Raw genomic sequence first — 25,785 nt, forward strand, 5'->3', positions numbered from 1 at the left:
GGTCGGCCGGGGTTCAGAGACTCGGCAGCAGCTTGTCCAGTCGTACCGGCAGGTCGCGGATCCGGACGCCGGTGGCGTGCCAGACCGCGTTGACGATGGCGGCCGGGGAGCCGACGATGCCGATCTCGCCGATGCCCTTGGCGCCCATCGGGTTCAGGTCCGCCGCGGGCTCGTCCAGCCACTCGGCGTCGATCTGCTCGACGTCGGCGTGCGCCGGGATGTGGTACTCGGCGAGGTCGTGGTTGACCCAGGCGCCGAGGGCGGGGTCCAGCACCGACTCCTCGTGCAGGGCCATCCCGATGCCCATCACCATGCCGCCGATGAACTGGCTGCGGGCGGTGCGCGGGTTGAGGATGCGGCCGGTGTCGTACATGCCGAACAGGCGGGACACCCGGACCTCACCGGTGACCGCGTCGACGCGTACCTCGGCGAAGTGCGCGCCGTAGGCGTGCCGGTCCGTGGGCATCTTCCCGACCAGCTCGGTGGTGTCGAACGTGGCCTCGTCGTCGCCGGACTCGCGCAGCGCGCGGCAGGCGCCGGTGACCGCCCAGCCCCAGGACGCGCTGCCGGACGAGCCGCCGGCCACCGACGCGACCGGCAGGGTGCTGTCGCCGATCCGGATGTGCACGTCGTCGACCGGCACGCCGAGCTCGTCGGCGGCGATCTGGGCCAGGATGGTCCGCGCGCCGGTACCCAGGTCGGCGGCGCCGATCGCGACCTCGTACCCGTCGTGGCCGAGGGCTCGGACCCGCGCGGTCGACGGCATCGCGTTCGCCGGGTAGGTGGCGCCGGCCATCCCGGTGCCGATCCACCAGTCGCCCTCGCGGCGCTGCCGGGGCCGGTTGTCCCGCCCGGACCAGCCGAAACGTTCCGCGCCACGGCGGAGGCAGCTGAGGTATCCGGGGTTCGCGGACCGGGCGCGCAGCTCGACCGGGTCCAGGTCGAGCCGGATGGCGAGCTCGTCGAGCGCGCACTCCAGGGCGACCATGCCGGGGGCCTCGCCGGGTCCGCGCATCCAGCGCGGGGTGGGCACGTCCAGCGGGACGACACGGTGGCTGGTCCGCAGGTTCGGCACCGGGTACATGCTGCGGGTCACCACGCCGGGCGACTCGACGAACTCGAAGAGCCGGCTGGTCTGCGTCCACGACTCGTGGTCGATCGCGGTCAGCTCGCCGTCGAGGGAAGCGCCGATCCGGATCCGCTGGACGGTCGGTGCGCGGTGCCCGACCATGCTGAACATCGCCTGCCGGGGCAGGGCCAGCTGGACCGGGCGGCCGGTGACCCACGAGCCCATGGCGGCGAGCACCGCGTTCGGGCGGGCCGAGCCCTTCGAGCCGAAGCCGCCGCCGATGTGCTCGGCGATCACGTGGACCCGCTCGGCGGGCAGCCCGAAGACCGTGCCCAGGGTCTTCGCGATGCCGGACGGGTGCTGGTTGGAGTCGTAGAGGACCAGGTCCTCGCCGTCCCAGCGGGCGATCGTGGCGTGCGGCTCCATCGGGTTGTTGTGCAGCGCCGGCGTGGAGTAGGTGACGTCCACCGTGGCCGGGGCGGTGGCCAGCGCCGCGTCGACGTCGCCGGTCGCCGTGTCGGCGGGCACACCCGGCACGACCTCGTCCGGGGTGTGGAGATCGGGATGGTCGGCGCGCAGCTCGACGTCGTGGTCCTCGGCCGTGATGTCCAGCTGCACGACCTGGGCGGCGCGCCGGGCACCTTCCAGGGTGCGGGCCACCACCAGCGCGACCGGCTGGCCGCGGTAGGCGATCCGGTCCGACTGCAGCACGGCCAGCTCGGGGTCGTCGGACTTCTCCAGGTGGGGCGCGTTGCCGTGCCAGAGCACGACCAGCACGTCGTCCTCCTCGGCCGGGTCGGTGAGCACCGCGTCGAGGCGGCCACGGGGGACCGGGGACGGGACGATCCAGGCGTACGCCATCTGGTCCTGCGGATATTCCGCGGCGTAGCGGGCCGCGCCGGAGACCTTGGCCGGGCCCTCCAGCCGGGCCAGCGGGCTGCCGACGGCGCGGGAGAGAGTGTTCGTCATCGGACATCTCCGGTCAGCGCGGACAGGGTCGCTGCGGTCAGGTTGCGGATCAGCGTGACCTTGTAGGCGTTGTCCCGCAGCGGCTGCGCGGCCGCGAGTTCGGCGTCCGCGGCGGCCAGGAACGACTCGCGGGTGGCCGGCTGACCACGCAGCGCCTGCTCGGCGGCGAGTGCGCGCCACGGCTTCGGCGCCACCGCGCCGAACGCCAGACGTACGTCGTGGACCAGGCCGTCCTTGACCTCCAGGGCCGCGGCGACCGCGCCGACGGCGAAGGCGTACGAGGCCCGGTCGCGGGCCTTCCGGTATGCCGAGCGGGCCGCCACCGGCAGCACCGGCAGGTCCACCGCGGTGATCAGCTCACCGTGCTCGAGGGCGGTGTCCCGCTCCGGCGTGTCCCCGGGCAGCCGATGCAGATCGGTCACCGGGATGCTGCGTGACCCGGCCGGTCCATCGATCTGCACCACCGCGTCCAGGGCCGCGAGCGCGACCGCCATGTCCGACGGATGGGTGGCGATGCACGCGTCCGAGCCGCCCAGTACGGCCAGGTTGCGGTGATCGCCCTCGCGGGCCGGGCAGCCCGAGCCGGGCAGGTGCTTGTTGCACGGCATGGTGGCGTCCATGAAATACCGGCACCGGGTGCGTTGCAGCAGGTTTCCGCCGGTCGTCGCCATGTTGCGCAGCTGCCCGGACGCGCCCGCGAGCAGGGCCTGGCTGAGCACCGGGTAGCCGGTCCGGATCCGGCGATCCGCGGCAAGATCACTATTTCGTACGGCGGAGCCGATCCGTACCCCGCCCCCGGGCAGCTCGGTGACCTGGTCGAGGGGCAGGCGGGTCACGTCGACGAGCACGTCCGGGGTGGCCACGCCGAGCTTCATCAGGTCGACCAGGTTGGTGCCGCCGGCCAGGAACACCGCGCCCGGCTCCAGGCCGTCGGCGAGTCCGGTGGCGGTGCGGTACTCGAACGTCTTCACCGGCCCGCCGCCTCGCGGATCGCCGGAACCATGTTCGGGTAGGCGCCGCACCGGCACAGGTTCCCGCTCATCCGTTCCCGGATCTCCGCGTCGGCGAGCAGATCCTCGCTGTCACTTTCGGTCACCGCGCTCGGCCAGCCCTGCGCCACCTCGTCCAGCATGCCGACCGCCGAGCAGATCTGGCCCGGCGTGCAGTACCCGCACTGGAACCCGTCGTGCTCCAGGAACCCCTGCTGCACCGGGTGCGGCTCACCCCGATGCCCCAGGCCCTCGACCGTGGTGACCCGCGCGTCCGGCTGGGTGATCGCCAGGATCAGGCAGCTGTTGACCCGCCGGCCGTCGAGCAGGACCGTGCACGCCCCGCACTGGCCGTGGTCGCAGCCCTTCTTGGCCCCGGTCAGGTGCAGCCGTTCGCGCAGCACGTCGAGCAGCGTGGTGCGCGGATCCAGGCCGACGAGATGGTGCTGTGCACCGTTGACGGTGAGACGCATGGCCCGCCGATACCCGTATAACAGCAGTTCAACCGTCTTCTCCGGCGGTTGGCCGAATCCCGTTGAAGGTGGGCGTTTCAGCCACTGTTCGCCGGTGCCGCCGATTTCTAGGTTCAGGACATGTCTGTGATCGTCCCGCTGCTCATCGGGCTCGCCTACGTCCTGGCCATGTCCCTGCTCCCGGACCGGCACCGCCGCCGGTTCAACGCCGTCATGGTCGGTGGCGCGGGCGCCGCCTATCTGAGCGGCGGTGGTCTGGGGCTGTGGGAGTTCGCCTTCACCACGGTGATGGCGGTCGTCGCCTACCGCGGCCTGGACTCCTGGACCTGGATCGGGGTGGGCTGGCTGCTGCACACCGGCTGGGACGTCGCCCATCACGTGGCGGGCAGCCCGATCGTGCCGTTCGCGCACGACTCGTCGTTCGGGTGCGCGATCTGCGACCCGGTGATCGCGGTGTGGTGCTTCGCCGGCGGTCCCTCGGTGACCCGGCTGGTCGCGGAGCGGTTCAGGCGTCCTCGGCCGCGCGCGGATGCCCGGCCGCGTCCGGAGGTCTGATCGACTCGGCGGCGGCGTCCGGCATGATCCGGCTGTCGTCGGACTCCCGGGTGCCGTCCGCGGAGATGTCCGGGTGCACGTCACGCCGATGCCCGTCCACCTCGTCGTCGGACATGTCCCGGCGGCACAGGTTGCAGGTCGCCACGATGATCACTCCTCTCGCCGGACAGCGGGTTACCCACTTTCCCACCCACCTACCCACGTCACGCGGCGGGCCGGGTTGTGCTCCGCCGCGCCGGTCACGACGGCCAGGGCCGAGGCGAAGGTGATCTCCGAGGACGAGGCGGAGGTGACCAGGAGCCAGAAGGCGGTGGCCCAGGCGCAGCAGAGCACCGGCTCCACGCGGCCCCGGTCGCACCCGGCCGCCTGGACGTAACTGTCTGAAAGCTGAGCCGTCTGGAAGCCGAACACCCCCGGCTGTCACAAATCCGGGGGCTGTCCGGTCCTCACTTGTGTGAGAACGATTCTGGTGGTGGGCGGCGGATACGCCGGGTTCTATGCAGCGTGGAAGCTGGAGAAGAAGCTCCGGCACGACGAGGCACGGGTGATCGTTGTCGATCCGCGGCCCTACATGACCTATCAGCCGTTCCTGCCCGAGGTGCTGGCCGGTTCGGTCGAGGCGCGGCACGCCGCCGTCTCACAGCGGCGGCACCTCAAGACAACGAAGATCATCTCCGGGTCGGTCGTCATGATCGATCACGCCCGGCGCTCGGTGACGGTGCGTCCCACCGAGGGCGAGGAGTACCCCCTGGCCTACGACACGATCGTGGTCACCGCCGGGGCGGTCACCCGGAAGTTCGCCATTCCCGGTGTGGCCGAGCAGGCGATCGGCCTCAAGCACGTCGAGGAGGCGGTGGCGATCCGGGACCAGCTGCTGACCGCGTTCGATCGGGCCTCGACGCTGCCGCCCGGCCCACGCCGCCGGCGGCTGCTGACGGTGGCCTTCGTGGGTGGCGGGTTCTCCGGCGTGGAGGGCTTCGGCGAGCTGTTGTCGCTGGCCACCGCGCTGGTCAAGGCGTACCCGGAGCTCGACCCCGCGGAGCTGTCCTTCCACCTGGTGGAGGCCCGCGGCCGGATCCTGCCCGAGGTCGCCGACGAACCGGGCCGCTGGGTGGTCCGTGAGCTGGAACGACGCGGCGGGCAGGTGCACCTGAACGCCCAGGTGATGTCCGCCGAGGACGGTCACGTGGTGCTGTCGACCGGCGTCGAGTTCGACTCGGATCTGATCGTGTGGACCGCCGGCAACGCCGCGAACCCGATGGTGCACAACCACACCGACCTGCCGATCGACGCGCGCGGTCTGCTGGTGGTGCGCGCTGACCTGCGGGTCGGCACCGAGGACGCGCCGATCCCGGACGCCTGGGGTGGTGGCGACGACGCGGCCGTGCCGGACCTCGCGCTCGGCAACGGCGCCGCGACCGTGCCGAACGCCCAGCACGCCGTCCGCCAGGGCAAACTGCTGGCCCGCAACATCCTCGCCGACCTGCGCGGCCGCCCCGCCAAGAAGTATGTGCACCGCAGCCTCGGCACGGTCGCCACCCTCGGCCTGGGCCGCGGGATCTTCGAGTGGCGCGGCATCGTGATCAAGGGCTTGCCGGCCTGGCTGATGCACCGCGGCTACCACGTCCTCGCGGTGCCGAGCTGGGAGCGCAAGGTCCGGGTCCTGGCGATCTGGCTGGCCGCCGCGTTCTTCGGCCGCGACATCGTCTCGCTCGTCTCGGTCCAGCACCCCCGCCAGGCCTTCGTCACCGCCGGCGAGACCAAACACTAAAACCCCATCTGGTACGAACAATGGAGCGCTCGTCCGCAGGCTACGAGCCGCGTCCCGCCCGTGAGGCGACCGCGACACCGTGCCTACCCCGGACCGCGGCGCGGCTCCCGGTCGCCGGCTGGTTTCCAGGGGTGTCTCCGTGTCGCGGAGGCACCCCTCACGACCAGCCGGGACCGGGAGCCGCGCTGCGGTCCGGAGCACCCATGGTCTTGCGTCGTGACGCGCGCACCGGCCGGGAGCAGCCACGGTCTCGCGGTGGCCGCACGGGCGGGACCCGGCCTGTAGCCTGCGGACGAGCGCTCCATAGTCGTACCAAATGGGGGTTGAGACGGCCCGCACCACCGGGATGCGGGCCGTGATCGACTACCGGGAGAGCCATTCCTTGTAGGAGGTGGGGGCGATCACTGCGCCTTCCGTCGCGATGATCGCGGAGCCCGGGACGGCGGCGAACATGCCGGCCGAGGCGTCGGTGAGCACGGTGCGCGGGTCGCCCTTGCTGGTGAGGGTGAGACGGCCCAGCTCGTCGAGGGTGAAGACCTCCGGGCCGGCGACGTCGCGGGTGGCGTTGAGCGGGGCGCCGACGGTGACCTCGGTGACAGCCTGCGCGACGTCGGCGGCGGCCATCGGCTGGATCGGGGTGGCCGGGAGCCGGACCGTGTCGCCGTCGGCGGTCCAGGAGAGCACCGCCTCGACGAACTCGAAGAACTGGGTGGCGCGGACGATCGACCACGGGACCGGGCCGGCCTTGAGGATGTCCTCCTGCAGCACCTTGGCCTGGTAGTAGACCAGGTCCGGCACCAGCTCCGCGCCGACGATCGACAGGATCACCGCGTGGCCGACACCGGCGTCCTTCGCGGCGGCCAGCAGATGGTCCATGGTGGTGCGGAAGAACGCGGGGGAGGCCTCGTCGAAGGTCGGCGAGTTGGTCAGGTTGACCACGACGTCGGCGCCGGTCAGCGCGGCGGTCAGGCCCTCGCCGGTGAGCAGGTTCAGGCCGGTCGACAGGGAGTGCGGCACGGCCTCGTGCCCGGCCGCCGTGAGCAGCGTGACGACCTGCGAGCCGATCAGCCCGGTGCCTCCGATGACGGCGATCTTCATGGTGGTGCCCTTCTGTCATCCGCGGCGGCTGTCCGCAACGGTTCACCGGCTATGACCGGGCAGCCCGGCGATCTGTGACAGCCGCAGATAGTTGTCCGGGGGCAATCTCTGCGGGAAGAGGACTACTCTGGGGCCCGGACAAATCAGGACCAGCCTCGCGGAAAGGTCGCCCCGGTGGGCAAGTTTCCGATCGTGGCAGCCGACGTACGGGGACGGCTGCGGACGACGTACCTCCTGGTCTCGGTGCTGATGGTGACCGTGCTCACCGCGATCTCGGCGGCCCTGCCGGCGAACGGTCTGTTGTTCGGCATGGTGGCGATCGGGCCGGCGCTCGCCGCTCCGTCGGCCAGCCCGCCGGCCGTGCTCGCGGTGGGCGGCTACGCGTGCGCCGCCGCTTTCGCCGTCTCCACCTGGCAGGGGCTGCTCGGCGACAGCGCCCAGTACGCCCGCCTGCTGTTCGTGGCCCTCACCACCGCGATCTGCTGGCTGCTCGCCTACCACCACCGGCGGATGCTGCGATCCACCGCGGGCGCCATCCGCGAGCGCGAGATGCTGGCCGCGCTCGCCGAGCAGTCCGGCGACGCGATCATCGTGAGCACCCTCGACGGCATCGTGCTGACCTGGAACAGCGGCGCGGAACGGATGTACGGCTGGACGGCGGCCGAGACGATCGGCCGGTCCTTCGACGTCATCCTGCCGCCCGACCGGGGCGACGCCCTGGAGCTGGCCCTGGCCGGGCTGGCCGCGGGCGACCAGCTCTTCCTGGCCGAGACCCGCCGGGTCCGCAAGGACGGCACGCCGTTCCTGGTCTCGGCGACCGTCTGGCCGATCCGCGACGGGTCCGGCGCGGTGGTCGCCGCTGCCGCCACCGAACGTGACGTCACCGAGGAGCGGCAGGCCCGGGAACGCTCCGCGCGCGCCGACCGGCTGGAGAGCCTCGGCCAGCTGGCCGGCGGGGTCGCGCACGACTTCAACAACCTGCTCGCGATCATCCTGAACTACGCGGACTTCCTCGCCGACGAGGTCACCGGCGAGGCGGCCGACGACCTCGGCCGGATCCGCAGCGCCGCGGACCGGGCGCGGTCGCTGACCGGGCAGCTGCTGCTGTTCGCCAAGCGGGAACCGACCGAGGTCGAGACGATCGACCTGAACCGGGTGGTGATCGAGGCCGACGACCTGCTCAGCCGGACCATCGGCGAGAACATCCGGCTGATCTGCCGCCCGCAGGACGACGTCATGCCGGTCCGGGCCAACCGCGGCCGGCTCGACCAGATCCTGCTCAACCTGGTGATCAACGCGCGGGACGCGATGCCGACCGGCGGGGTGCTGGTCCTGGAGACCGACCGGGTGGAATTCGCCGACGGGCCGGCGGACCCGTTGCCGCCCGGCCGCTACGCGCAGCTGACGGTCAGTGACACCGGCAGCGGGATGACCGCCGAGGTGCGCGACCGGATCTTCGAGCCGTTCTTCACCACCAAGTCCGCCGACCGCGGGACCGGGCTCGGGCTGGCGACCGTCTACGGCATCGTCGGTGACGCCGGCGGGCACATCGCCGTCGACTCGGCGCCGGGGATCGGGACGACGTTCCGGATCCTGCTGCCGTCGGCCACGGCCGACGTCGCACCGCAGACCGGCCCGGCGCCGGACCCGGCCCCCGGTCACGGTGAGCTGATCATGGTGGTGGAGGACGACGATTTCGTACGGGACCTGGTGACCCGGATCCTCCAGGACCACGGGTATCGCGCCACCGCGCTCGGCGAGGGGTCACTCGCCCGGATGGACCTGGACGACGTGTCGCTGGTGATCAGTGACATCGTGCTGCGCGGACGCTCCGGCCCGGCGCTGATGGCCCGGCTCCGCAGCCGCCGCCCGGATCTGCGGGTGCTGTTCATGTCGGGGTACAGCGAAGCCGAGGTGCGCCGCCAGCACGGCATCGACGCGGGCACCCGGATCGTGCCGAAGCCGTTCACCGCGATCGAGCTGCTCGCCGGGGTGACCGAGGCGCTCGCCGTCGATCATGCGGACAGCGACGCCTGAACCTCACTCATGGGTGCATGGCCGCCACTCGATGTTGACATTGGAGGTGGTGGCGGGTGTACTTCGTGGCGACGTGGGCCGGGTCAGGTCTGTTGTCCTCCCTGCACCGACCTGACCAGGGGCGTTACCGCGTCGGTATGGGAACGTGCACAGGTCGGCAGCTGACCGGAGAGCGATGGGAATGCCGGAGGACGAGGTGCCAGCGGGAGTCCGCGCCGGCCGCCGGAACCCGCCCTACCAGGGATCCCGGCGCTCCGACGGCCCGCTGATCCCGCGCGGCCCGCTGCTGGCGCTGGCCGGCGCGGTCACCCTTACCCTGATCGGGTACGCCGTGGTCCTGGGCATGGTCCGGGGACCCGGCGACGACGACCCGGTCCCGGCGGTGGCCGAGCCGTACCCGACCCTGCCGCGGGTCTCCCCGCCGGTGTCGGTCGGCCCCGCCCCGAGCCGGTCGCCGGAGTCGGCGCCCTACACCCCGACCCGCCGTCCGGCCAGCTCCCGCCCGGTCACCGCCACCACCGCCACCTCGGCCGGTCCGGCGCCGAGCCTGCCGGTCCTGCCGGTGGTCGGTACCACCGTCGGCCTGTCCCCGGCCGGCGACCCCACCCGGCGGGTCCGGCACCGCGACGCGGTGGCCAGGCTGGACACGATCAGCGCCACCAGCTCCACGACCGACCGGTCCGACAGCCGCTTCGTGGTCCGGGCCGGCCGGTCCGACCCGGCCTGCGTCTCGTTCGAGGCCGCCGGGGTACCCGGGACCTTCCTGCGACACCAGAGCTTCGTGATCCGGCTGGCCGCGCCGGACGGCACCGCACTGTTCCAGCAGGACGCCACGTTCTGCCCGGTGGCGCGGGGCACCGGGTTCGTGCTGCGGTCCACCAACTATCCGTCCCTCCACATGCACGTGAGCGGGGACGAGTTGCGACTCGAGGAGGCGGCGACGGTGTTCCGCACGGTCGCCCCGCTGTGATCAGAAAGGCAGGTGTCGCCGTGCCGCTCACCCCGGCCGAGATCGACAGCGTCGCGTTCCGGCGACCGCACACCGGTACCACCGGGTACCACGAGGACGACGTCGACCGGTTCCTGGACGACGTCGCCGGGGAGATGCGCCGGCTGGAGTCGGAGAACCGTACGCTCACCGACCAGCTCACCCACACCGATCTGGCCGACCACGCCGACCTGGCCGAACGGGTGCGCCGGGCGGAGCTGGACTGCCTGGTCGCGCAGGAACGGGCCCGGGCCCTGGAAGCCGAGCTGGAGCAGGCGCGGGCGGCGGCGTCGGCCGCCCGGCGCCCGGCCGACCCGCGGATGCTGGAGATGGCACAGCGGACCGCCGACGATCACCTGGGCGACGCCCACCGGGAGGCCGAGATGCTCGTCGAGCAGGCGATCACGAAGGCCGGGCAGCTGGTCAGCGAGGCGCAGCTGCGGGCCTCCACGATCGTCGCGGACGCCCGGCACGCGCACGCCGAGGCGATCGCCGGGCTGACCGCCAAGCGGGCCGCCGCGCTCGACGAGATCAACGAACTGTCCGACGTCGTCCGGCAGATCCGGGCGGCGGTGGCCGACGACGCCACCCGGCGCCTGACCGACCTCGGCGCCTGACCCGGTCTGAGGATCCGCCAGGATCAGGCCGCGTCGGTCAGGATGTCGTAGACGCCGCTGATGTCCAGGATGCGGCGGACCGGGCGGGTCGGGTTCGCCAGGGTGAACCGTTCGCCGGTCTCCTGGGCGTGCCGGTACGCGACGATCAGCGAGCCGAGGGCCGCCGAGTCCAGGAACGTGACCGCGGTGAGATCGGCGATCACGCGGACGGTGCCGGGCCGGTCGAGCCGGGTGATCAGCAGCTGGGTGAGCTCGTCGGCGACGAGCAGATCGAGTTCGCCGGTGAGCGCGACGGTGTTCGTGTCACCCTCTTCGGTGACGTGTGCCGACCATTGCGGGGCAGTGGTCATGATGAGTCCTCGGGCCGCGTGCGGTGCGCTCGGCCTGCGGGCACCGCGACGCTTGAATGGCGATTACGTACCCTCAGCCGCCGATTGCATGCCTGTCACGGCCGGAACGGGGTGCGGACCGCCAGCATCGCGACGTCGTCCTCGTGGTCGTCGCCGGCGAACGTGGTGTAGAGCCGGTCGAGCAGCTCGGGCAGCGGGGCCCCGCCCAGGTGCCGCAGGGCCTCGGCCAGTTCCTGTTCGCGGTCGTCGAGCGGACGGTCCCGGGTCTCGATCAGGCCGTCGGTGTAGAACAGCACCGTCGACCCGGGTGCCAGATGCCGGCTGTGACTCCGGCGCGGCAGCTCACGCAGCACCCCGAGCATCGGGTCGTGGCCGGTCAGCGCGGTCACCCCGGTCGCGTCCAGCAGCAGCGGGACCGGGTGCCCGGCGTTCGACCAGAGCAGCCGGTGCCCGGCGCCGTCCGGGGCCAGGTAGCCGAGCACCGCGGTCGCGGTGATCCGCCCGAGCATCTGGTTGGCGGCGTCCAGGCGGCGCAGCAGGGCGGCGGGCGGCTCGTTCCGGTCGGTCAGGAAAGCGCGCAGCATGTTGCGCAACTGGCCCATCCGGGCGGCGGCGCGCATGTCGTGGCCGGTGACGTCCCCGACCACCAGGGCCAGGTGCCGGTCCAGGCGGACGGCGTCGTACCAGTCGCCGCCGACCTGCTCGCCCCGGGCGGCGGGTTCGTAGCGGGCGGCCAGTTCGTACGGGGCGGCGCCGGGCAGGTCGGTGAGCATCGCCTTCTGCAGGACCGTGGCGACGTTCTCCCGGGCGGAGAGGTGTTCGGCGCGCTGCAGGGCCTGCGCGACGTATCCGGCCAGCGCCGCCAGGGTGGCCTGCTCGGCGGCGTCGAGGGCGTACGGCCGCTTCCAGACGAAGGTGAGCGCGCCGATCGGCGCCTCCGCGCCGGGTAGCGCCACGCTCGCCGCGGCCTGCCAGCCCATCTCGGCGAAGGTGCCCGCCGCGTCCGGCGCCCGGTCCAGCACCGCGGTCAGGTCGGGCAGCAGCACCACCGCGCCCTCCCGGGCGGCCAGCGCGGACGGGGTGGTGGCGGTGCCGGCGTAGCCCCGCCACTGCCTCGCCAGGTGCGCGGGCAGGTCCCGGCCGGACTGCAGCTCGATCCGGCCGTCGGCGTCGACGAGCGAGAGGCCCACGTACGCGGGGTCCAGGGTCCCGGTGACCAGGTCGCGGACCGCGCCGACGATGTCCTCGGCGGTGCTGGTGTTGGCCAGCGCGACGCTCGCGCGCAGCAGCAGCTGGACACGGTCGAGCGCGGCGCCGGTCTGGTCGGCGCGGCGGCGCGCGTCGTGGCCGGCGATCCGCAGCCGCAGGCTGTCCGAGCAGGCGGCGGCCAGGTCGGCGAGCATCTCCAGCTCGGCGGCGGTCCACCGGCGCGGTGCGGTGTCGATGGCGCAGAGCGAACCGAGCACCAGCCCGGTCTGGTCGGTCAGCGGCATCCCGGCGTAGCCGACCACGTTCAGCTCGTCGATCGCCAGGTTGCCGGCGACCCGGGGATCGGTGCGCGCGTCCTCGACGACCAGCGGGGCGCCGCTGATCACCACGTGCTGGCAGAACGAGTGGGACAGCGGGGTGTGCCGTTGCCGCTGCCACGGCTCGCCGAGCCCGCACGCGCCGGGGAAGACCTGCCGGTCCGGCTCCACCAGGGTGACCAGTGCGATGGGCACCCGCAGCGCGGCACGCACCATCGCGGCGAACCTGTCGAAAGTGGGGTCGGCGGAAGCGGTGAGCCCGGTCCGGTGCAGTGCGGTGACACGGGCCGCTGCGTTCACGCGCTCCCCACGAGGTCGCCTGAGGCGGGCGGAGGATTCTGCACCCACGAATCCTCACACATTTCGGAGGTGGACCCTACCTCTGAGGTGGGCATTTGTTGCAGACCGGCAAGTAACGCCGCCAGATCGGCGCACACTGTGCGTATCGGGGCCCCTTGGTGTCAGGGAGAAGGCTGATCGAGTGATGGCGAACGGGGCGGCGCCGGGCACGGCGGCCGCCGGGTCGGCCTGGACGGCGTCGCTGGACAGTGCCGTACTGCTGGACTGCGTGCAGGAGGCGTTCCTGGCGGTCGACGCCGACGGGGTGGTGCGCGGGGTCAACCGGGTCGCCCAGGAACTGCTCGGATTCACCTCGGACGAGGTCTGCGGCCGGCACCTGGACGACACCCTGCAGCCGGAGCACGGCGGGCCGACCGCGTCGGCGCTGGCCCGGCTGTTCGCCCAGGCCCCGCGGCTTCCGGTGCGGCGCAACGTCCGGTTCCGGCACCGCGACGGGCACTACCTGCCGGTCCGCGCGGCCGTCTCGGTGATCACCGCCGAGTCCGGCCCGTTGGCCTGCGTCTTCCTCACCGACCTGTCCGGACAGGCCAGCGCGGAGGAACGCGCCGACCGCAACGACACGTTCCTGGCCACCCTGCTGGACAGCCTCTCGGTCGGGGTCGGCGCCTGCGACGACACCGGCAAGCTGGTGGTGCTCAACCGGGCCGCCCGCGAGATCATGGGCCTGCCCGGGATCGGACCGCTGCCGACCCCGGCGGAGATCGCCACCAGCGTCGCGTTCGCCGACGGCGGGGCCGAGCCGATCCCCTGGGAGCTGACCCCGCTGCCCCGGGCCTGCCGGGGCGAGACGGTGGACGAGACGGTGCACGTCCGGGTGGCCGGGCGCAGCCCGCAGACGTTCGCCACGACCGCCCGGCCGATCGTCGGACCGGACGGGCAGCGGATCGGCGCGATGTCGGTGGCCCACGACGTCACCGCGATCCGCCGGCTCGAGCAGTTCCGGGCCTGCCAGGACACCGTCGACGAGATCCTGACGTCATCGGCGTCGATCACCGAGGTGGCGCCGACCGTGCTGCGGACCGTGGTCACCACGCTCGGCTGGCCGGGCGCCGAGCTGTTCCTGATCGACGAACGGTCCGGCGCGCTGCGGGCGGCCGGGCACTGGAGTGCCGAGGACCTCGAGGACAGCGGCTTCTTCGGCCACGTGCCGATCCGCGGTGAGGCGATCACCGGCCGGGTCTGGGACACCGGCCAGGCGATCCTGCTGCCGGACATCGCCGCCTACCGCGACCGGTGCACCGACTACGAGCGGGAGCGCCTGGAGGTCTGCCTCACGCACGGGGTGGGCACCGTGGTCGCCGTCCCGCTCCGCAACGGCAGCACCCTGCTCGGCGTGCTCACCTGCTACGCCGCCGAGCCGGAACTGCACGAGGACCAGCTCGTCGTGCTGCTCAGCGGGGTGGCCGCCCAGCTCGGCGCGTACGTCGCGCTGCACCGGGCCGAGCAGGTGGCCCGGCAGCTCAGCCAGGTGCAGGAGGACTTCATCAACCTGGTCGGGCACGAGCTGCGCACCCCGCTGACCTCGATCACCGCGAACTCCCGGATGCTCGTCGACGACGTCGGCCTGCTCGACGAGGAGCACCGGCAGATGGTCGCCGCGATCGACCGCAACGCGACCACCCTGCAGAGCATCGTCGACGCCCTGCTCGACCTGGCCCACCTGGACTCCGGCCGGGCCGGTATCGAGGGCGGCACCGTCGACCTGGCCGCGGTGGCCGGCGAGGCGATCACCGCGGCCCGGCTCATCGCCGCCGATGCCGGGGTGCGGCTGGAGGCCGTGCTGCCGGACACCGTGCCGCTGCCCGGCGACGCCGTCCGGCTCCGGCAGGTCGTCGACGACCTGCTGATCAACGCGATCACCTACAGCCGGGCCGGCGCCCCGGTCCGGGTCGAGCTGACCGTCGACCCGGCCACCGCGCACCTGTGCGTGGCCGACCTGGGCATCGGTGTCCCGGCCGGCGAGCACGGCCGGGTCTTCGACCGGTTCTACCGCGGCACCAACGTGCGCCATCACGGCATCGCCGGCCACGGCCTGGGCCTCAGCCTGGCCCGGACGATCGTGCACCTGCACCACGGCACCATCGAGCTGACCGACAACGATCCCTCCGGCACCGTCGTGCGGCTGTGCCTCCCGCTGCGACCGGCGGAGTAACCGCCGCCCGCTTCCCGCGCCGGGACCGCGCCGGTTAGCGTGGCGGTGGTGTTGAGACCACTGCGGTTCGAGGACTGGCCGGCCGTGCACGAGTGGGCCCGGCGGCCCGAGGTCTGCGTCTATCAGGCGTGGGGGCCGAACACCCTGGACGAGACCCGGGAGTTCGCGCGGGTCGCGGCGCAGGCCTGGGACGAGCGGCCGCAGCAGCGGTTCCCCTACGCGATCGTCCGGGACGGGCGGACGGTCGGCAACGTGGAGCTGTTCCTGCGGAGCGAAGGCGTCGGTGAGATCGGCTACCTCGTGCACCCGGAGTTCTGGGGCCGCGGCGTCGCCACCTCCGCGGCCCGGGAGCTGCTCACCCTCGGGTTCACCGAGCACGGGCTGCACCGGATCTTCGCGACCTGCGATCCGCGCAACGTCGCCTCGGCCGCCGTGCTGCGCCGGCTCGGCATGCGCCACGAGGGGCGGATGCGCGAGACGCACCTCATCCGCGACGGGTGGCGGGACTCCGATCGGTACGCGATGCTGGCGCCCGAGTGGCGCGGCGCGGTAGACGTACCCCGTCCATCGTCCGCATCGCGGCCGGACCGCGACGCCGCGGCCGGGTCGTGACCTTCGGCGGCGCCGGCGGGCGGACCTGGATCTCGATGGTGTCCCGGGTCCGGACCTCGGCCTCGGCCAGCGGCGCGGCCAGCAGGAACGCCTCCGGCATGACGGCCGGCACGAACGGCGCCGGCGTCAGCGCGGCCGGCTCCGCGGTGAAGAGCATCTTCGCGGCGGCCAGGTTCGCGGCGGCGAACAACGCGCTGACCATGGCGAGCACCGGCGACGAGCTCACCGACGTGGCGACCAGGCCGGCGGTCGCGGCGGCGGTGGCCAGGGCGGTGGCGGCGCCGGCCCGGCGGATCTGGGTGGTGCCGCGGGAGCTGATCAGGACGGTGCTGGCGGTGGACGCCGCGCCGAGCACCGCGGAGACCGCCCAGACGATCGCGAGCGGGAACAGGCTGCCGGTGGTGCCGTCCTCATCGGCCAGGAAGAACAGCAGCAGCGGCGCGCCGATCAGGGCGGTCATCAGGAAGACCACGGCGTCGACGGTCAGCACGATGGCCCCACCGGTGATCGCGTCCATCCGCCGGACCCAGAACATATCGACCATGGTGCCGCCTCCCGTAGCGCTGTGATCGACGACCGTACCTTATCGATCCGGTAACGAGTGCGCGGTGGCATAAGCTTGCACCGAGAACTACAAGATCATCCCGGGGGATCCGTGAGCGACCTGCTGCAGACGCACATCATCGCCGTGCTCGAGGCCAACCATGCCGTGGCCGGCCGGACCCGCCGCCTCATCGAGGAGCTCGAGGGGCAGGGGCACCGCATCATCAGCGGCGGCCAGCTCGGCGAGAACGCGTGGGACATCATCGACTGGCGGACCAACGAGATCCTCGCCGCCGGCGACGACGGTCTCGAGGGGTACGCGGCGGCCGGCGACGAACTCGACCCGGACGGCACCTGGATCCATCGTGACCGGATCCTCGAGGACGAGGACCTGAGCTACGTGTCGACGCCCGGGCTGCCCGACGGGCTGGCCGAGACGATCGAGGACTGGGCGCTCGGCGAGGACGCCGAGGAGGTCGCCGAGTTCATCGGCTGGACGGTGGCCAAGGTGGAGGAGTACCAGGCGGAGAGCTGAGCGGCTCACCCCAGCGGGCGAACTGCGCGCGGGCCTGCCGTTCGCCCCGCGCGAGCAGCAGCGAACGCCCGCCCGGCAACCGGCCCAGTCCGTGGCTGACCAGCAGGTTCGCCGCGACGCGGGCGAGGCCGTACCACGGCGGGCGGTACGGCAGACCCAGGTCGCGCATCGCCGCCGGGCCGAGCAGCCAGCCGCTCACCGACAGGGCGCGTTCGTGTTCGTAGACCCGGCGCGGGCCGGAGGTGGCGTCGTCGGCCATCGTGATCAGGGCGCGGGCCAGGGCGACGCTGTTCGCGTCCGGCGGCGGGTCGTACGACAGGAAGTGGTACAGCTGCCGCCGTCCCTGGCGCTCGGTGTGCGGCAGCCAGTCGTCGTCGACACCGAGCAGCCAGCCGACGTAACACCACAGGTGCATCACCGCGCGGGCGTCGGCACCGGACACCCGCACGCCGAGCAGGCGCAGGTGCAGCAGGAAGCTGGTGGAGAAGACGCCGAGGGTGCTGGCCTGGTCGTACTGGTTGATCGGCAGGCCGCGGCCGGCGTGATCCCAGCTCGGGTCGGCCTCGAGGCGCGCGTTGACCAGGGCGTGCATCACCCGGACGTGCAGGGTGGCGGCCAGCCCGGCCCCGCCCGGCGCCAGCCCGCCGGGCGCGGTGATCGCGCGCCACCACAGCGACGTCTCCCGGATCCGGCGCAGCGTCTCGCCGCCGGCCAGCCGCCCGGTGCGCACCAGCGGCTCCAGGGCCGCGCCGGTGCGGTAGCCGCCGAGCAGCGACCCGTAGGCCAGCACCAGCCCGGCGTCCATCCCGAACGCCCGGCAGGCCAGAGCACCCCGGGCCAGCAGCTCGTCGTCGACCCAGGCGGGCCGGTCCCGGACCGTGGCGAAGAACGCCGCGAACGGCTCCGGCGCGTCGTCGGCGGGCCCGGCCGCCAGCCATCGGTGCAGGTCACCGACGGTCAGGGTGGGCGACGCCCGGACGGCCCGGATCAGCGCGGCGGCCGGTTCGTCGCGCCGGTTCAGGCCGCTCTCCAGCGCGGCGATCTCCGGTGCGGTCGGCCGCGCCCCGGCCCCGGCCAGCAGGCGCAGCGGCCGGGCGGCGCGCTCACCCCAGCCCCGATCCGCCCCGAACCTCGTCGGCACCATGCCCCACCATAGGCTCAGGGGCGGTTCTCGTGGACGTAGTCGCGGCCCCGCTGGAACGTCGCGACCGGCTCACCGCAGTACATCCACGGCCATTTGCTGACCTGGTCACCGAGCAGGTCGTGCGCCCGCCCGGCGATCTCGAACGCCCCGGCCAGCTCGGCGGTCAGCGCGAACGTCGCCACCCGCGGCGCCCAGCCGACCCGGCGCTGGTACGCCGGGTGCAGGAACGACCGCTGCGCCGCTGCCACCAGCTCGTCACGCACCCCGGGCGCCTGGATGTACGTCTCGTCCTCGCCGCTCGGCAGCGACAGCCACTTCTCCAGGTGGGCGACCGCGATCAGCTCCGGCAGCAGGCTCCCGTCCGGCGCGGACGCGGTCGCCTCCCGGGCGAACGCGAACATCTTCTCGTGGCTGCCGGACCACTTGGCGCACAGGTGCTGCAGCCGCTGCTCGTGGGCCAGCACGTGGTGCGGGTGCCGGGTGACCACCTCGTGGAACCGGGCGTCCGCCTCGCCCGGGTTCACCTGCCGGCCGCGCGCCGACGTGACCAGCCAGGTCCACGCGGTGACCTGCCCGGGGTCGCGGGCGGTGACCTCGTCGAGCAGGTTCTCGGCGAGCCGCAGCCGCCGGGCGAACTCCTGGAACTGTTCCCGGCTGGTGTGCTGCGACGTCTTGGCGCCGCGTGCCTCCCACGCCCAGCCGACCGCGTGGCAGCCTCGGACCAGGACCGGCAGCGTCGAGTCCGGTTCGGCCGCGACCCACTCCGGGATCCAGTCCTGCACCCCGTCGACGCCGGCGGCGGCCTCCATCAGGAACGCGTGGTCGTCCGGGTCACCGGCCGCGCCGAAGACGTCCCGCGCGGTCCGCCAGTCCCGGGCCTCGAGCGCGTCGATGAGCGCGCGCGCCTGCGGCTCCCCGTACGCCGGGTCGATGACGAGCGTCTGCGGCTTCTTGCGCCCGAACGGCCACATGATGGTGCTCCCCCCGATGGTGATCGAGGATCATAAACCGATCCGTGACCGGGGCCCGGCGTGGGTATGGAGCGGCGGACCGGCTGCTTCCCGCGCTGCACGAGTTCCTCGCCACGACGACCCCGTTCCGCTATGCCGAAGCCCGCTGGCGCCAGATGCTCACCGGTACCCCGGCCGCCGGCGGGGAGCGGCGCCGGGACACCAGGGGCGTGCGGGTCGGTGGAGCGCGACGACCGCGGCGATCACCCGGAACGGCGCCTAGCTGAGCCAGCCCGGCCGGACCCGGCCCGCCTCGTAGGCCCAGATCACCAGCTGGGCCCGGTCCCGCAGACCGAGTTTGCCCAGCACCCGGCTGACGTGCGTCTTCGCGGTGGCCGGTGAGATCGTCAACCGGCGGGCGATCTCGTCGTTGGACAGCCCGCCGGCCACCAGGTCGGCGATCTCGCCCTCCCGCGCGGTGAGGGTCGAGGCCGCCGGGGGCGGAGCGGGCGGCGGCACCCGGGACGCCACGTCGGCGATCAGCCGCCGGGTCACCGACGGCGCCAGCAGCGCGTCGCCGCGGGCCACCACCCGGACACAGTGGATCAACTCGGCCGGCTCGGCGTCCTTGAGCAGGAACCCCGCGGCGCCGCCACGCAACGCGGCGAACACGTACTCCTCCTGCTCGTAGGTGGTCAGGATGACGATCCGGACATCGCTCAACTCCGGGTCCGCGGCGATCCGCCGGGTCGCTTCCAGACCATCGAGGACCGGCATCCGTACGTCCATGAAGACCACATCCGGCCGTTCCCGCCGGGCCAGCCGCACCGCCTCGGCGCCGTCGCCGGCCTCACCCACCACGGTGATGTCCGGCTCGCCGCCCAGGATCGAACGGAACCCGGCCCGGACCAGGCGCTGGTCGTCGGCGAGCAGCACCCGGATCACGCGGGCACCGCCCGGGGGAGCTCCGCGCGTACCCGGAAACCGCCTTCCGGACCACGGCCGGCCTCGACCGTCCCGCCCAGCGTCTCCACCCGTTCCCGCATGCCCCGCAACCCGTTCCCCGGCGCGGCCGGCGCGCCGCCCGCGCCGTCGTCGTCGACGCGCAGCGCCAACCGGCCGCCCGCCTCGTGGATGTCGATCCGGACCGTGCGCGCGCCCGCGTGCCGCAACACGTTGCTCAGCGACTCCTGCACGATCCGGAACGCCGCGGCGTCGACCGCGGCCGGTAGGTCCCGCGGCGGCTCGCCGGTCAGCCGGACGTCCACCCCGGCCGCGCGGACCTCGGCGAGCAGCTCCGGCAGCCGGGCCAGCGAGACCCGCGGGGCGTCGTCGCGCAGCACGCCGAGCACGGTACGGAACTCCCGCAACGCCTGTTTGCTCGCCGCCCGGATGTGCTCGAGGGCCTCGAACGCCCCGTCCGGGTCCCGCCGGTGCAGCGCCGCACCGGCCTGCACGCTGATCAGCGAGATCTGGTGCGCGAGCACGTCGTGCAGCTCCCGGGCGATCCGCAGCCGCTCCTGCGTCTCGCGTTCCCGGGCGGCCGCCTCGGCGCGTTCCCGCCACGCCCGGACGCTCTCCCCGGCCACCACCGGGCCGAGCAGGATCGCCACCTGGCCGACCGCCTCGGCCGGTTGGATCAGCCGGGCGTCGCCGTAGATCAGCCACGCCATCAGCGGGACACCGGCGAACAGCAGCAGCACGCCGCCCGCCGCGGCCAGCCGCCGCCCGGCCCGGGTGACGGTGAACAGCGCGATCACGAATCCGGCGCCGAGCGGCGAGTCCGGGAAGCCGAACGGGTAGTAGAGCAGCGCGGCGCCGGCGGTCACCACCAGCACGGCGCCCGGCCACCGGTGCCGCAGCAGCAGCGCACCGGCGCTGACCACCTGCAGCGCCCAGCCCCACGGCCAGGCCTGCCGGTGCTCGCCGCCGGGCCCGGCGAGCAGGAAGATCGCGTTGACGCCGATCACCACGAGGGGGACGAGGACGAGCCGCCGGCCGGGCATGGCACCACTGTAGGCAGTCACCCGCGCGGGTGGTGCTTTCGGCATGGTTCGCCCGGTCTAATTACCGGGTGCGGATGCAAGTGACGGCTGACGGGTCCGCGAGTGCCACCGGCGTTCCGGCGCTGGGTGACGTGCAGGTCCTGGTGGTCGGCACCGCCGGGCACGTCGAGGGGTCGTCGCTCCCGGACGTGCCGGCCGCGGCCACCTCGGCCCGGGCGGTCCGCGACACGCTGGTGCGGTGGTGCGGTGTCCCGGAGAAGAACGCCACGGTCCTGATCGACCCGGCGGACGCCGCCGAGCTGCGGGCCGCGATCACCACGGCCGCCGGCCGGGCCGGCTCCACCCTGATCCTCTGGTACGTCGGGCACGGCGTGATCGGCCCGGACCGGGAGTTGCACCTGGCCACCCGGGCCACCACCGGCCCGGCACACGAGGCGGTGCGCCTGGCCGACGTGACCGCCGACCTGCAGCGCCTCGACGTGCTCTTCGTGCTGGACTGCTGTTACAGCGACCGGGCGACGCCGCACGTCACCGGGCGGGGCGCCCTGCTCGCCTCGGCCGGTGCGACCGAGCACACCCCGGCCGAGCACACCGTGATGACCGGCGCCGCGCTCGAGCTGCTGCGCGGGGGCGATCCGCGCTGCCCGCGCCTGCTGACCCTCCGGGTGATCCACGAGCATCTGGCCCGGGAACTCGGACGACGGGGCCGGCCCGTACCCCGGCTGCAGCTCCGCAACCACCTGGGCAACCTGGTGTTCACCGCCAACCGTGCCTACCGGGACGTCGATCCGGCCCGGGTGCTCGACGACGAGCGGTCGCCGTTCCTCGGCCTGGACGCCTACGCCGAGGACGACGCCGACGTGTTCTTCGGCCGGGCCGGGCTGACCGCCCGGCTGATCGCGCGCCTGGGCCGCGCGGCCGGGTCCGGCGGGCTGTGCGTGACCATCGGGCCGTCCGGCAGCGGCAAGTCGTCGGTGCTGCACGCCGGGGTGCTGCCGGCGCTGCGCAAGGGCGCCCTGCCGGGCAGCGAGAGCTGGCGGTACGCGTCGATGACCCCGGGCGCCGACCCGCTCGGCACCCTCGCCGGCACGCTGCGCGACCTCGCCGACGCGGCACCGTCGAACGGGCGCCGGCTGGTGCTGATCGTCGACCAGTTCGAGGAGCTGTTCACCCAGGGCGCCGGGCCGGAGGTGCGGGGGACGTTCGTCGCGGCGCTGCAGGAGGCGGCCACCACCACGCGCGCGCTGGTCCTGCTGAGCGTGCGGTCCGACTTCCACGGGCCGTGCACCGAGCTGCCGATCCTGGCCGAGGCGCTCGCCGACGACCAGGTGGTGGCCGGGCCGATGACCACGGCCGGGCTGCGCGCCGCGATCGGGGAACCGGCCGCGCTGCGGAACCTGACCCTGCAGGACGGGTTGATCGAGGTGCTGCTCCGGGACGTCGGCGCCGACCCGCGCCGCGAGGACGCCGTCGTGCCGGATGCCGGTGTGCTGCCGTACCTGTCGTACGCGCTGCTGCGGACGTGGCAGGAGCGTGACGGGCGGATGCTGACCACGCACGGGTATGCCGCGACCGGCGGGGTGCGCGGGGCGATCGGCCGGGCCGCCGAGCAGATGTACGAGCACCTGGACCCGGCCGGGCGGCTCGCCGTACACCTGCTGATGCTCGGCATGACCACCGCGCCGGGCGGCACCGTGACCCGGCGCCCGCTTCCGTTGGCGGCCGCCCTCGGCATCGGGCGCGACCCGCTCGCGGCCCGCCGGGCCCTGGACGCGCTGACCGGCGCCCGGCTGGTCTCCGCCGACACCGGGCAGGTCCGGATCGTGCACGAGGCCCTGCTCACGTCGTGGCCGAGGCTGGGGGAGTGGCTGCGCGCCGACCGCGACGGCACCCGGCGCGCGGTCGGCGAGGCGGCCGCCGCGTGGAAGCACGGGAACACCGACGCGTCCCTGCTGTTCCGCGGCCGCCGGCTGGCCGAGGCCCGGGAGTGGTCCGCGCTGCACGAGAAGGACCTCAGCGCGGACATGCACGACTTCCTGCGCGTCTCCCGTCGCCGGGAACGCCGCGGCGTGCTGGCCCGCCGGTTCGCCCTGGTCACGCTCGCCGCGCTGACCCTGCTGACCGGCACCGGCGCGGTTGTCGCCACCCGGCAGCGCACCGAGGCGGTACGCCAGCGCGACGACGCGGTGACCACCACCATCGCCGCGCAGGCCGACCGGCTGCGCGGCACGGACGACTCGCTCGCCGCCCGGCTCGACCTGGTCCTGCACCAGCGGCGGCCCACCGCGACCACCCGGTCCCGGCTGATCAACGCGGAGAACGCGCTGCTCGCCCAGCCGCTGCGCGGGCACACCCGGGCCGTCCTGGCGTCCGCGTTCGCGCCGCGCGGGCACGTTCTGGCCACCGCGGGCGCCGACCGGACCGTCCGGCTCTGGGACACCACCGACCCGGACCGGCCGGCGCCGCTCGGCGAGCCGCTGCGGTATCCGGGCGAGGTGCGCTCGCTGCGGTTCGACCCGTCCGGGAAGGTGCTGGCCGGGTCGGCGTCGGACGGCAGCGTCCGGCTGTGGAACCTGGCCGACCCGGCGCACGTCACGCCGTTCGGGCCGGGGTGGAAGGCGCACGACGCGGCCGCGTCGAGCGTGTCGTTCAGCGCGAACGGGAAGGTCCTGGCCAGTGGCGGCGCGGACCGGACGCTGCGGTTCTGGGACGTCGCGGATCCGGCCCACCCGGTGGCGCTCGGCGCTCCGCAGCGGACGGCGGCACCGGTCGAGGCGGTCGCCTTCCAGCCCGGCAGCTCCCGTCTCGCCACCGGCGGCGACGGCGGGCTGATCCAGCTCTGGAACGTCACCGACCCGGGACGCCCGAAACGGATCGGTACGCCGCTGACCGGGCACACCGCCGGGATCACCGGCCTGTCCTTCCACCCGACCCTGCCGGTGCTGGCCAGCAGCGCCCTCGACGGCACCGTCCGGCTCTGGAACCTGGCCGTGCCGAAACGTGCCGAGGCCCTCGGCGCACCACTGCCCGGCCCGGCGGCCGGCTTCGGCGCGGTGACCTTCGACCCGGGCGGCACCAGGCTCGCCGCCGCCGGCCTGGACGGCCGGACCGCGCTGTGGAACACCACCGACCCGCGGTCACCGTCGGCGCTCGTCGACCCCGCGCCGGCGAGCCGGGCCGGCGCCGGCCGGACCGCCGCGTTCAGCCCGGACGGGACGAGCCTGGTCACCGCGGGCGACGACGCGACCGCGTACCTGTGGCGGTTCCCGGAGACGCCGGCCGGCGGGACCGTGCCCGGCGGCGGGACCGCGCTGGCGGTCAGCCCGGACGGACGGCTGACCGCCACCGCCGACCGCTCCGGCCGGATCGCGCTGACCGACCCGCGCGGCAGCCGGTTCGCGGTCATCCCCGGCGCGCACCTCAACGAGATCAACTCGCTGGCCTTCCACCCCGCCGAGCCGGTCCTGGCCAGCAGCGGTCTCGACGGTGAGATCCGGCTCTGGAACCTCGCCGACCCGGCGCACCCGGCCCGGCTCGGCCCCGCGGTGAACGCCGGCACGCACGACAACCGGTCCGCGCTGGCGTTCAGCCCCGACGGTCGCCTGCTGGCCGCCGGCACCAGCAAGGAGATCCGGCTCTGGGACGTCAGCCGGCCGGCCCGCCCGGTGCCGGTCGGTGTGCCGCTCAGCGATCAGGCGTCCGGGTACCTGGCTCTCGCGTTCAGCCCCGACTCCCGGCTGCTCGCCGCCACCACCGCCGACAAGACGATCGAACTGTGGGACGTCGACCTGCGCATCCCGCGCGGCCGCCCGCTGACCGGCCACACCGCCCCGGTCACCGCGGTCACCTTCAGCCCGGACGGACACACCCTGGCCACCGGCGCGACCGACCACACCGTCCGCCTCTGGGACGTCACCGACCCGGACACCGCCCAGCCCCTCGGCGAACCCCTGACCGGCCACACCGCCACCGTCACGAGACTGCTGTTCACCCCGGACGGCCGCACCCTGACCAGCATCGCGGACGCCCAGCCCCGCGTGTGGAACCTCGACCCCCGGGCCGGCGCCGCCCGCATCTGCCGCACCACCACGGGCACCCTGACCGAGTCCACCTGGCACACCCTCATCCCCGACGCCCCCTATCAGGACCCGTGCCCCTAGCGCTGGTAACCCCCTCCGTCGGCGCGAGGCCGTCTCCGCTTCCGACCCCTATCCGGTACGACTACGGAGCGCCCGCCCGCAGGCTACGAGCCGAGTCCCGCCCGTGAGGCGGCGCGAGGCCCGGCGGCGCGCCGGCTCCGGCCGCGACGCCCTGATCCGCCTCGGTCACCACGCGAGACCGCTGCCACTCACCGCCCTGCCGCGACCCGGGGTCTTGGCTGGCTCTCAGGGGTGCCTCGCAAGCTCGGACACACCCCTGAGAGCCAGCCAGAACCGAGAGGCGCGCTTCGGTCCTGACCCGCAGCGGTCTCGCGGGGCCCCACGGCCGAGAGGCGCGCTTCGGTCCTGACCCGCAGCGGTCTCGCGGGGCCCCACGGCCGAGAGGCGCGCTTCGGTCCTGACGCGCTGCGGTGTCGCGGGGCCTCACGGGCGGGACGTGGCTCGTAGCCTGCGGACGAGCGCTCCGTGGTCGTACTGGAAAAGGGTCTTGAGGGTTGTCGCTCTAGGGTGATCAATTGTGAATGAGGACCAGGGGTGCACGGTGACGGTGTGCCGGGACTGCTGCTGCGGCAGTGTGGGCAAGCATCCGACGGTGGACCACGCGGCGCAGGTGGACCGGCTGACGGCGGAGCTGGCGCCGGGGCATCGGGTGCGGACCAGTCTCTGCCTGGATGTCTGTGCGCAGTCGAACGTCCTGGTGGTGCAGCCGGCGCCGGAGGCCAGGAGGGCCGGCGCCCGGCCGGTGTGGTTCGGCCTGGTCCTCGACGATCTGGTGCTGGACGACGTGGTCGGGTGGGTGCGGTCCGGCGGTCCGGGCCGGGCGGAGATGTCCGCCGCGCTGGAACTCTCGGTGATCGCGCCGCCGGTCCCCGGACCGTAGG

General features: G+C 73.7%; 21 protein-coding genes. 10 read left to right on the forward strand and 11 right to left on the reverse strand.

Annotated features, from left to right (window positions below):
* Positions 1 to 13 precede the first annotated feature (13 nt).
* The 3 genes from Apa02nite_RS32110 to Apa02nite_RS32120 are packed head-to-tail and all read right to left on the reverse strand — an operon-like array spanning position 14 to position 3,500.
* A complete protein-coding gene (locus Apa02nite_RS32110; RefSeq protein WP_203828368.1) occupies positions 14 to 2,038 on the reverse strand; it encodes a xanthine dehydrogenase family protein molybdopterin-binding subunit in 2,025 nt (674 codons plus the stop codon).
* Entirely contained in the window at positions 2,035 to 3,009 is a 975-nt protein-coding gene (locus Apa02nite_RS32115; RefSeq protein ID WP_203828369.1) for an FAD binding domain-containing protein, read from the reverse strand. Before Apa02nite_RS32115 ends, Apa02nite_RS32110 begins: the two co-directional genes overlap by 4 nt.
* Positions 3,006 to 3,500: a (2Fe-2S)-binding protein gene (locus tag Apa02nite_RS32120; protein WP_203828370.1), complete on the reverse strand. Its 495-nt coding sequence runs from the start codon at positions 3,498 to 3,500 to the stop codon at positions 3,006 to 3,008. Before Apa02nite_RS32120 ends, Apa02nite_RS32115 begins: the two co-directional genes overlap by 4 nt.
* Positions 3,501 to 3,620: 120 nt before the next feature.
* On the opposite strand from Apa02nite_RS32120, the gene Apa02nite_RS32125 reads away from it, so the two are divergent.
* Positions 3,621 to 4,055, forward strand: a complete 435-nt coding sequence (locus tag Apa02nite_RS32125) for a DUF6010 family protein (RefSeq protein WP_203828371.1) — start codon at positions 3,621 to 3,623, stop codon at positions 4,053 to 4,055.
* Here Apa02nite_RS32125 and Apa02nite_RS32130 read toward each other — a convergent pair.
* Positions 4,006 to 4,200, reverse strand: a complete 195-nt coding sequence (locus Apa02nite_RS32130; RefSeq protein ID WP_203828372.1) for a hypothetical protein — start codon at positions 4,198 to 4,200, stop codon at positions 4,006 to 4,008. The genes Apa02nite_RS32125 and Apa02nite_RS32130 overlap by 50 nt on opposite strands.
* Positions 4,201 to 4,509: 309 nt before the next feature.
* On the opposite strand from Apa02nite_RS32130, the gene Apa02nite_RS32135 reads away from it, so the two are divergent.
* Positions 4,510 to 5,826, forward strand: coding sequence for an NAD(P)/FAD-dependent oxidoreductase (locus Apa02nite_RS32135; protein ID WP_203828373.1), 1,317 nt, complete (start codon positions 4,510 to 4,512; stop codon positions 5,824 to 5,826).
* Positions 5,827 to 6,189: 363 nt separating this feature from the next.
* Here the strand turns inward: Apa02nite_RS32135 and Apa02nite_RS32140 are convergent, their stop codons facing one another.
* Positions 6,190 to 6,924, reverse strand: coding sequence for an SDR family oxidoreductase (locus tag Apa02nite_RS32140; RefSeq protein WP_203828374.1), 735 nt, complete (start codon positions 6,922 to 6,924; stop codon positions 6,190 to 6,192).
* 174 nt (positions 6,925 to 7,098) lie between these two features.
* Between Apa02nite_RS32140 and Apa02nite_RS32145 the strand changes: the two genes are divergently transcribed.
* The 3 genes from Apa02nite_RS32145 (at position 7,099) to Apa02nite_RS32155 (ending at position 10,566) form a co-directional block, all read left to right on the forward strand.
* Positions 7,099 to 8,961: a hybrid sensor histidine kinase/response regulator gene (locus tag Apa02nite_RS32145; protein ID WP_239164708.1), complete on the forward strand. Its 1,863-nt coding sequence runs from the start codon at positions 7,099 to 7,101 to the stop codon at positions 8,959 to 8,961.
* Positions 8,962 to 9,136: 175 nt separating this feature from the next.
* On the forward strand, positions 9,137 to 9,931 hold the full coding sequence (locus tag Apa02nite_RS32150) for an AbfB domain-containing protein (protein WP_203828375.1): 795 nt from the start codon (positions 9,137 to 9,139) through the stop codon (positions 9,929 to 9,931).
* Positions 9,928 to 10,566: a DivIVA domain-containing protein gene (locus tag Apa02nite_RS32155; RefSeq protein WP_239164709.1), complete on the forward strand. Its 639-nt coding sequence runs from the start codon at positions 9,928 to 9,930 to the stop codon at positions 10,564 to 10,566. The genes Apa02nite_RS32150 and Apa02nite_RS32155 overlap by 4 nt, the downstream gene beginning before the upstream one ends.
* A 23-nt stretch (positions 10,567 to 10,589) precedes the next feature.
* On the opposite strand, the gene Apa02nite_RS32160 is transcribed toward Apa02nite_RS32155, so the two are convergent.
* Together Apa02nite_RS32160 and Apa02nite_RS32165 are read right to left on the reverse strand one after the other, a co-directional pair.
* A complete protein-coding gene (locus Apa02nite_RS32160; RefSeq protein ID WP_067693714.1) occupies positions 10,590 to 10,916 on the reverse strand; it encodes an STAS domain-containing protein in 327 nt (108 codons plus the stop codon).
* Positions 10,917 to 11,011: 95 nt separating this feature from the next.
* The gene (locus tag Apa02nite_RS32165; RefSeq protein ID WP_239164710.1) at positions 11,012 to 12,742 is read right to left on the reverse strand and encodes a GAF domain-containing SpoIIE family protein phosphatase; all 1,731 of its coding nucleotides are present in this window, start codon (positions 12,740 to 12,742) and stop codon (positions 11,012 to 11,014) included.
* A gap of 184 nt (positions 12,743 to 12,926) precedes the next feature.
* Here Apa02nite_RS32165 and Apa02nite_RS32170 point away from each other — a divergent pair, with 184 nt between their 5' ends.
* From Apa02nite_RS32170 to Apa02nite_RS32180, 3 genes are all read left to right on the forward strand, one after another.
* On the forward strand, positions 12,927 to 14,954 hold the full coding sequence (locus Apa02nite_RS32170; RefSeq protein WP_203828377.1) for a PAS domain-containing sensor histidine kinase: 2,028 nt from the start codon (positions 12,927 to 12,929) through the stop codon (positions 14,952 to 14,954).
* Between the two features lie 48 nt (positions 14,955 to 15,002).
* Positions 15,003 to 15,566, forward strand: a complete 564-nt coding sequence (locus Apa02nite_RS32175) for a GNAT family N-acetyltransferase (RefSeq protein WP_239164711.1) — start codon at positions 15,003 to 15,005, stop codon at positions 15,564 to 15,566.
* Positions 15,567 to 16,221: 655 nt separating this feature from the next.
* Positions 16,222 to 16,644 carry a hypothetical protein gene (locus tag Apa02nite_RS32180; protein WP_203828379.1) on the forward strand — a complete coding sequence of 141 codons (423 nt, stop codon included), beginning with the start codon at positions 16,222 to 16,224 and terminating at the stop codon, positions 16,642 to 16,644.
* On the opposite strand, the gene Apa02nite_RS32185 is transcribed toward Apa02nite_RS32180, so the two are convergent.
* The 4 genes from Apa02nite_RS32185 to Apa02nite_RS32200 form a co-directional block, all read right to left on the reverse strand.
* Positions 16,595 to 17,788 carry an oxygenase MpaB family protein gene (locus Apa02nite_RS32185; protein ID WP_203828380.1) on the reverse strand — a complete coding sequence of 398 codons (1,194 nt, stop codon included), beginning with the start codon at positions 17,786 to 17,788 and terminating at the stop codon, positions 16,595 to 16,597. The two genes, Apa02nite_RS32180 and Apa02nite_RS32185, sit on opposite strands and share 50 nt — an antisense overlap.
* Before the next feature lie 14 nt (positions 17,789 to 17,802).
* Positions 17,803 to 18,759, reverse strand: a complete 957-nt coding sequence (locus Apa02nite_RS32190; protein WP_067693733.1) for a DUF4034 domain-containing protein — start codon at positions 18,757 to 18,759, stop codon at positions 17,803 to 17,805.
* A 258-nt stretch (positions 18,760 to 19,017) separates the two neighbouring features.
* Positions 19,018 to 19,683: a response regulator gene (locus Apa02nite_RS32195; RefSeq protein WP_203828381.1), complete on the reverse strand. Its 666-nt coding sequence runs from the start codon at positions 19,681 to 19,683 to the stop codon at positions 19,018 to 19,020.
* Positions 19,680 to 20,744 carry a sensor histidine kinase gene (locus tag Apa02nite_RS32200; protein WP_203828382.1) on the reverse strand — a complete coding sequence of 355 codons (1,065 nt, stop codon included), beginning with the start codon at positions 20,742 to 20,744 and terminating at the stop codon, positions 19,680 to 19,682. Before Apa02nite_RS32200 ends, Apa02nite_RS32195 begins: the two co-directional genes overlap by 4 nt.
* Before the next feature lie 74 nt (positions 20,745 to 20,818).
* On the opposite strand from Apa02nite_RS32200, the gene Apa02nite_RS32205 reads away from it, so the two are divergent.
* Positions 20,819 to 24,904: an nSTAND1 domain-containing NTPase gene (locus tag Apa02nite_RS32205; RefSeq protein ID WP_239164719.1), complete on the forward strand. Its 4,086-nt coding sequence runs from the start codon at positions 20,819 to 20,821 to the stop codon at positions 24,902 to 24,904.
* 541 nt (positions 24,905 to 25,445) lie between these two features.
* The gene (locus tag Apa02nite_RS32210) at positions 25,446 to 25,784 is read left to right on the forward strand and encodes a hypothetical protein (protein ID WP_067693748.1); all 339 of its coding nucleotides are present in this window, start codon (positions 25,446 to 25,448) and stop codon (positions 25,782 to 25,784) included.
* Position 25,785: the final 1 nt, after the last annotated feature.

Source organism: Actinoplanes palleronii (assembly GCF_016862315.1).
In the GTDB taxonomy this organism is placed as follows: Bacteria; Actinomycetota; Actinomycetes; order Mycobacteriales; family Micromonosporaceae; genus Actinoplanes; species Actinoplanes palleronii.

Bases quoted from the DNA above. Each gene is read 5' to 3' on its own strand.
- Apa02nite_RS32170 (WP_203828377.1), top strand. From the start codon at position 12,927: ATGGCGAACGGGGCGGCGCCGGGCACGGCGGCCGCCGGGTCGGCCTGG.
- Apa02nite_RS32190 (WP_067693733.1), bottom strand. From the start codon at position 18,759: ATGTGGCCGTTCGGGCGCAAGAAGCCGCAGACGCTCGTCATCGACCCG.
- Apa02nite_RS32205 (WP_239164719.1), top strand. From the start codon at position 20,819: ATGCAAGTGACGGCTGACGGGTCCGCGAGTGCCACCGGCGTTCCGGCG.
- Apa02nite_RS32185 (WP_203828380.1), bottom strand. From the start codon at position 17,788: ATGGTGCCGACGAGGTTCGGGGCGGATCGGGGCTGGGGTGAGCGCGCC.
- Apa02nite_RS32150 (WP_203828375.1), top strand. From the start codon at position 9,137: ATGGGAATGCCGGAGGACGAGGTGCCAGCGGGAGTCCGCGCCGGCCGC.
- Apa02nite_RS32200 (WP_203828382.1), bottom strand. From the start codon at position 20,744: ATGCCCGGCCGGCGGCTCGTCCTCGTCCCCCTCGTGGTGATCGGCGTC.
- Apa02nite_RS32120 (WP_203828370.1), bottom strand. From the start codon at position 3,500: ATGCGTCTCACCGTCAACGGTGCACAGCACCATCTCGTCGGCCTGGAT.
- Apa02nite_RS32125 (WP_203828371.1), top strand. From the start codon at position 3,621: ATGTCTGTGATCGTCCCGCTGCTCATCGGGCTCGCCTACGTCCTGGCC.
- Apa02nite_RS32110 (WP_203828368.1), bottom strand. From the start codon at position 2,038: ATGACGAACACTCTCTCCCGCGCCGTCGGCAGCCCGCTGGCCCGGCTG.
- Apa02nite_RS32140 (WP_203828374.1), bottom strand. From the start codon at position 6,924: ATGAAGATCGCCGTCATCGGAGGCACCGGGCTGATCGGCTCGCAGGTC.
- Apa02nite_RS32160 (WP_067693714.1), bottom strand. From the start codon at position 10,916: ATGACCACTGCCCCGCAATGGTCGGCACACGTCACCGAAGAGGGTGAC.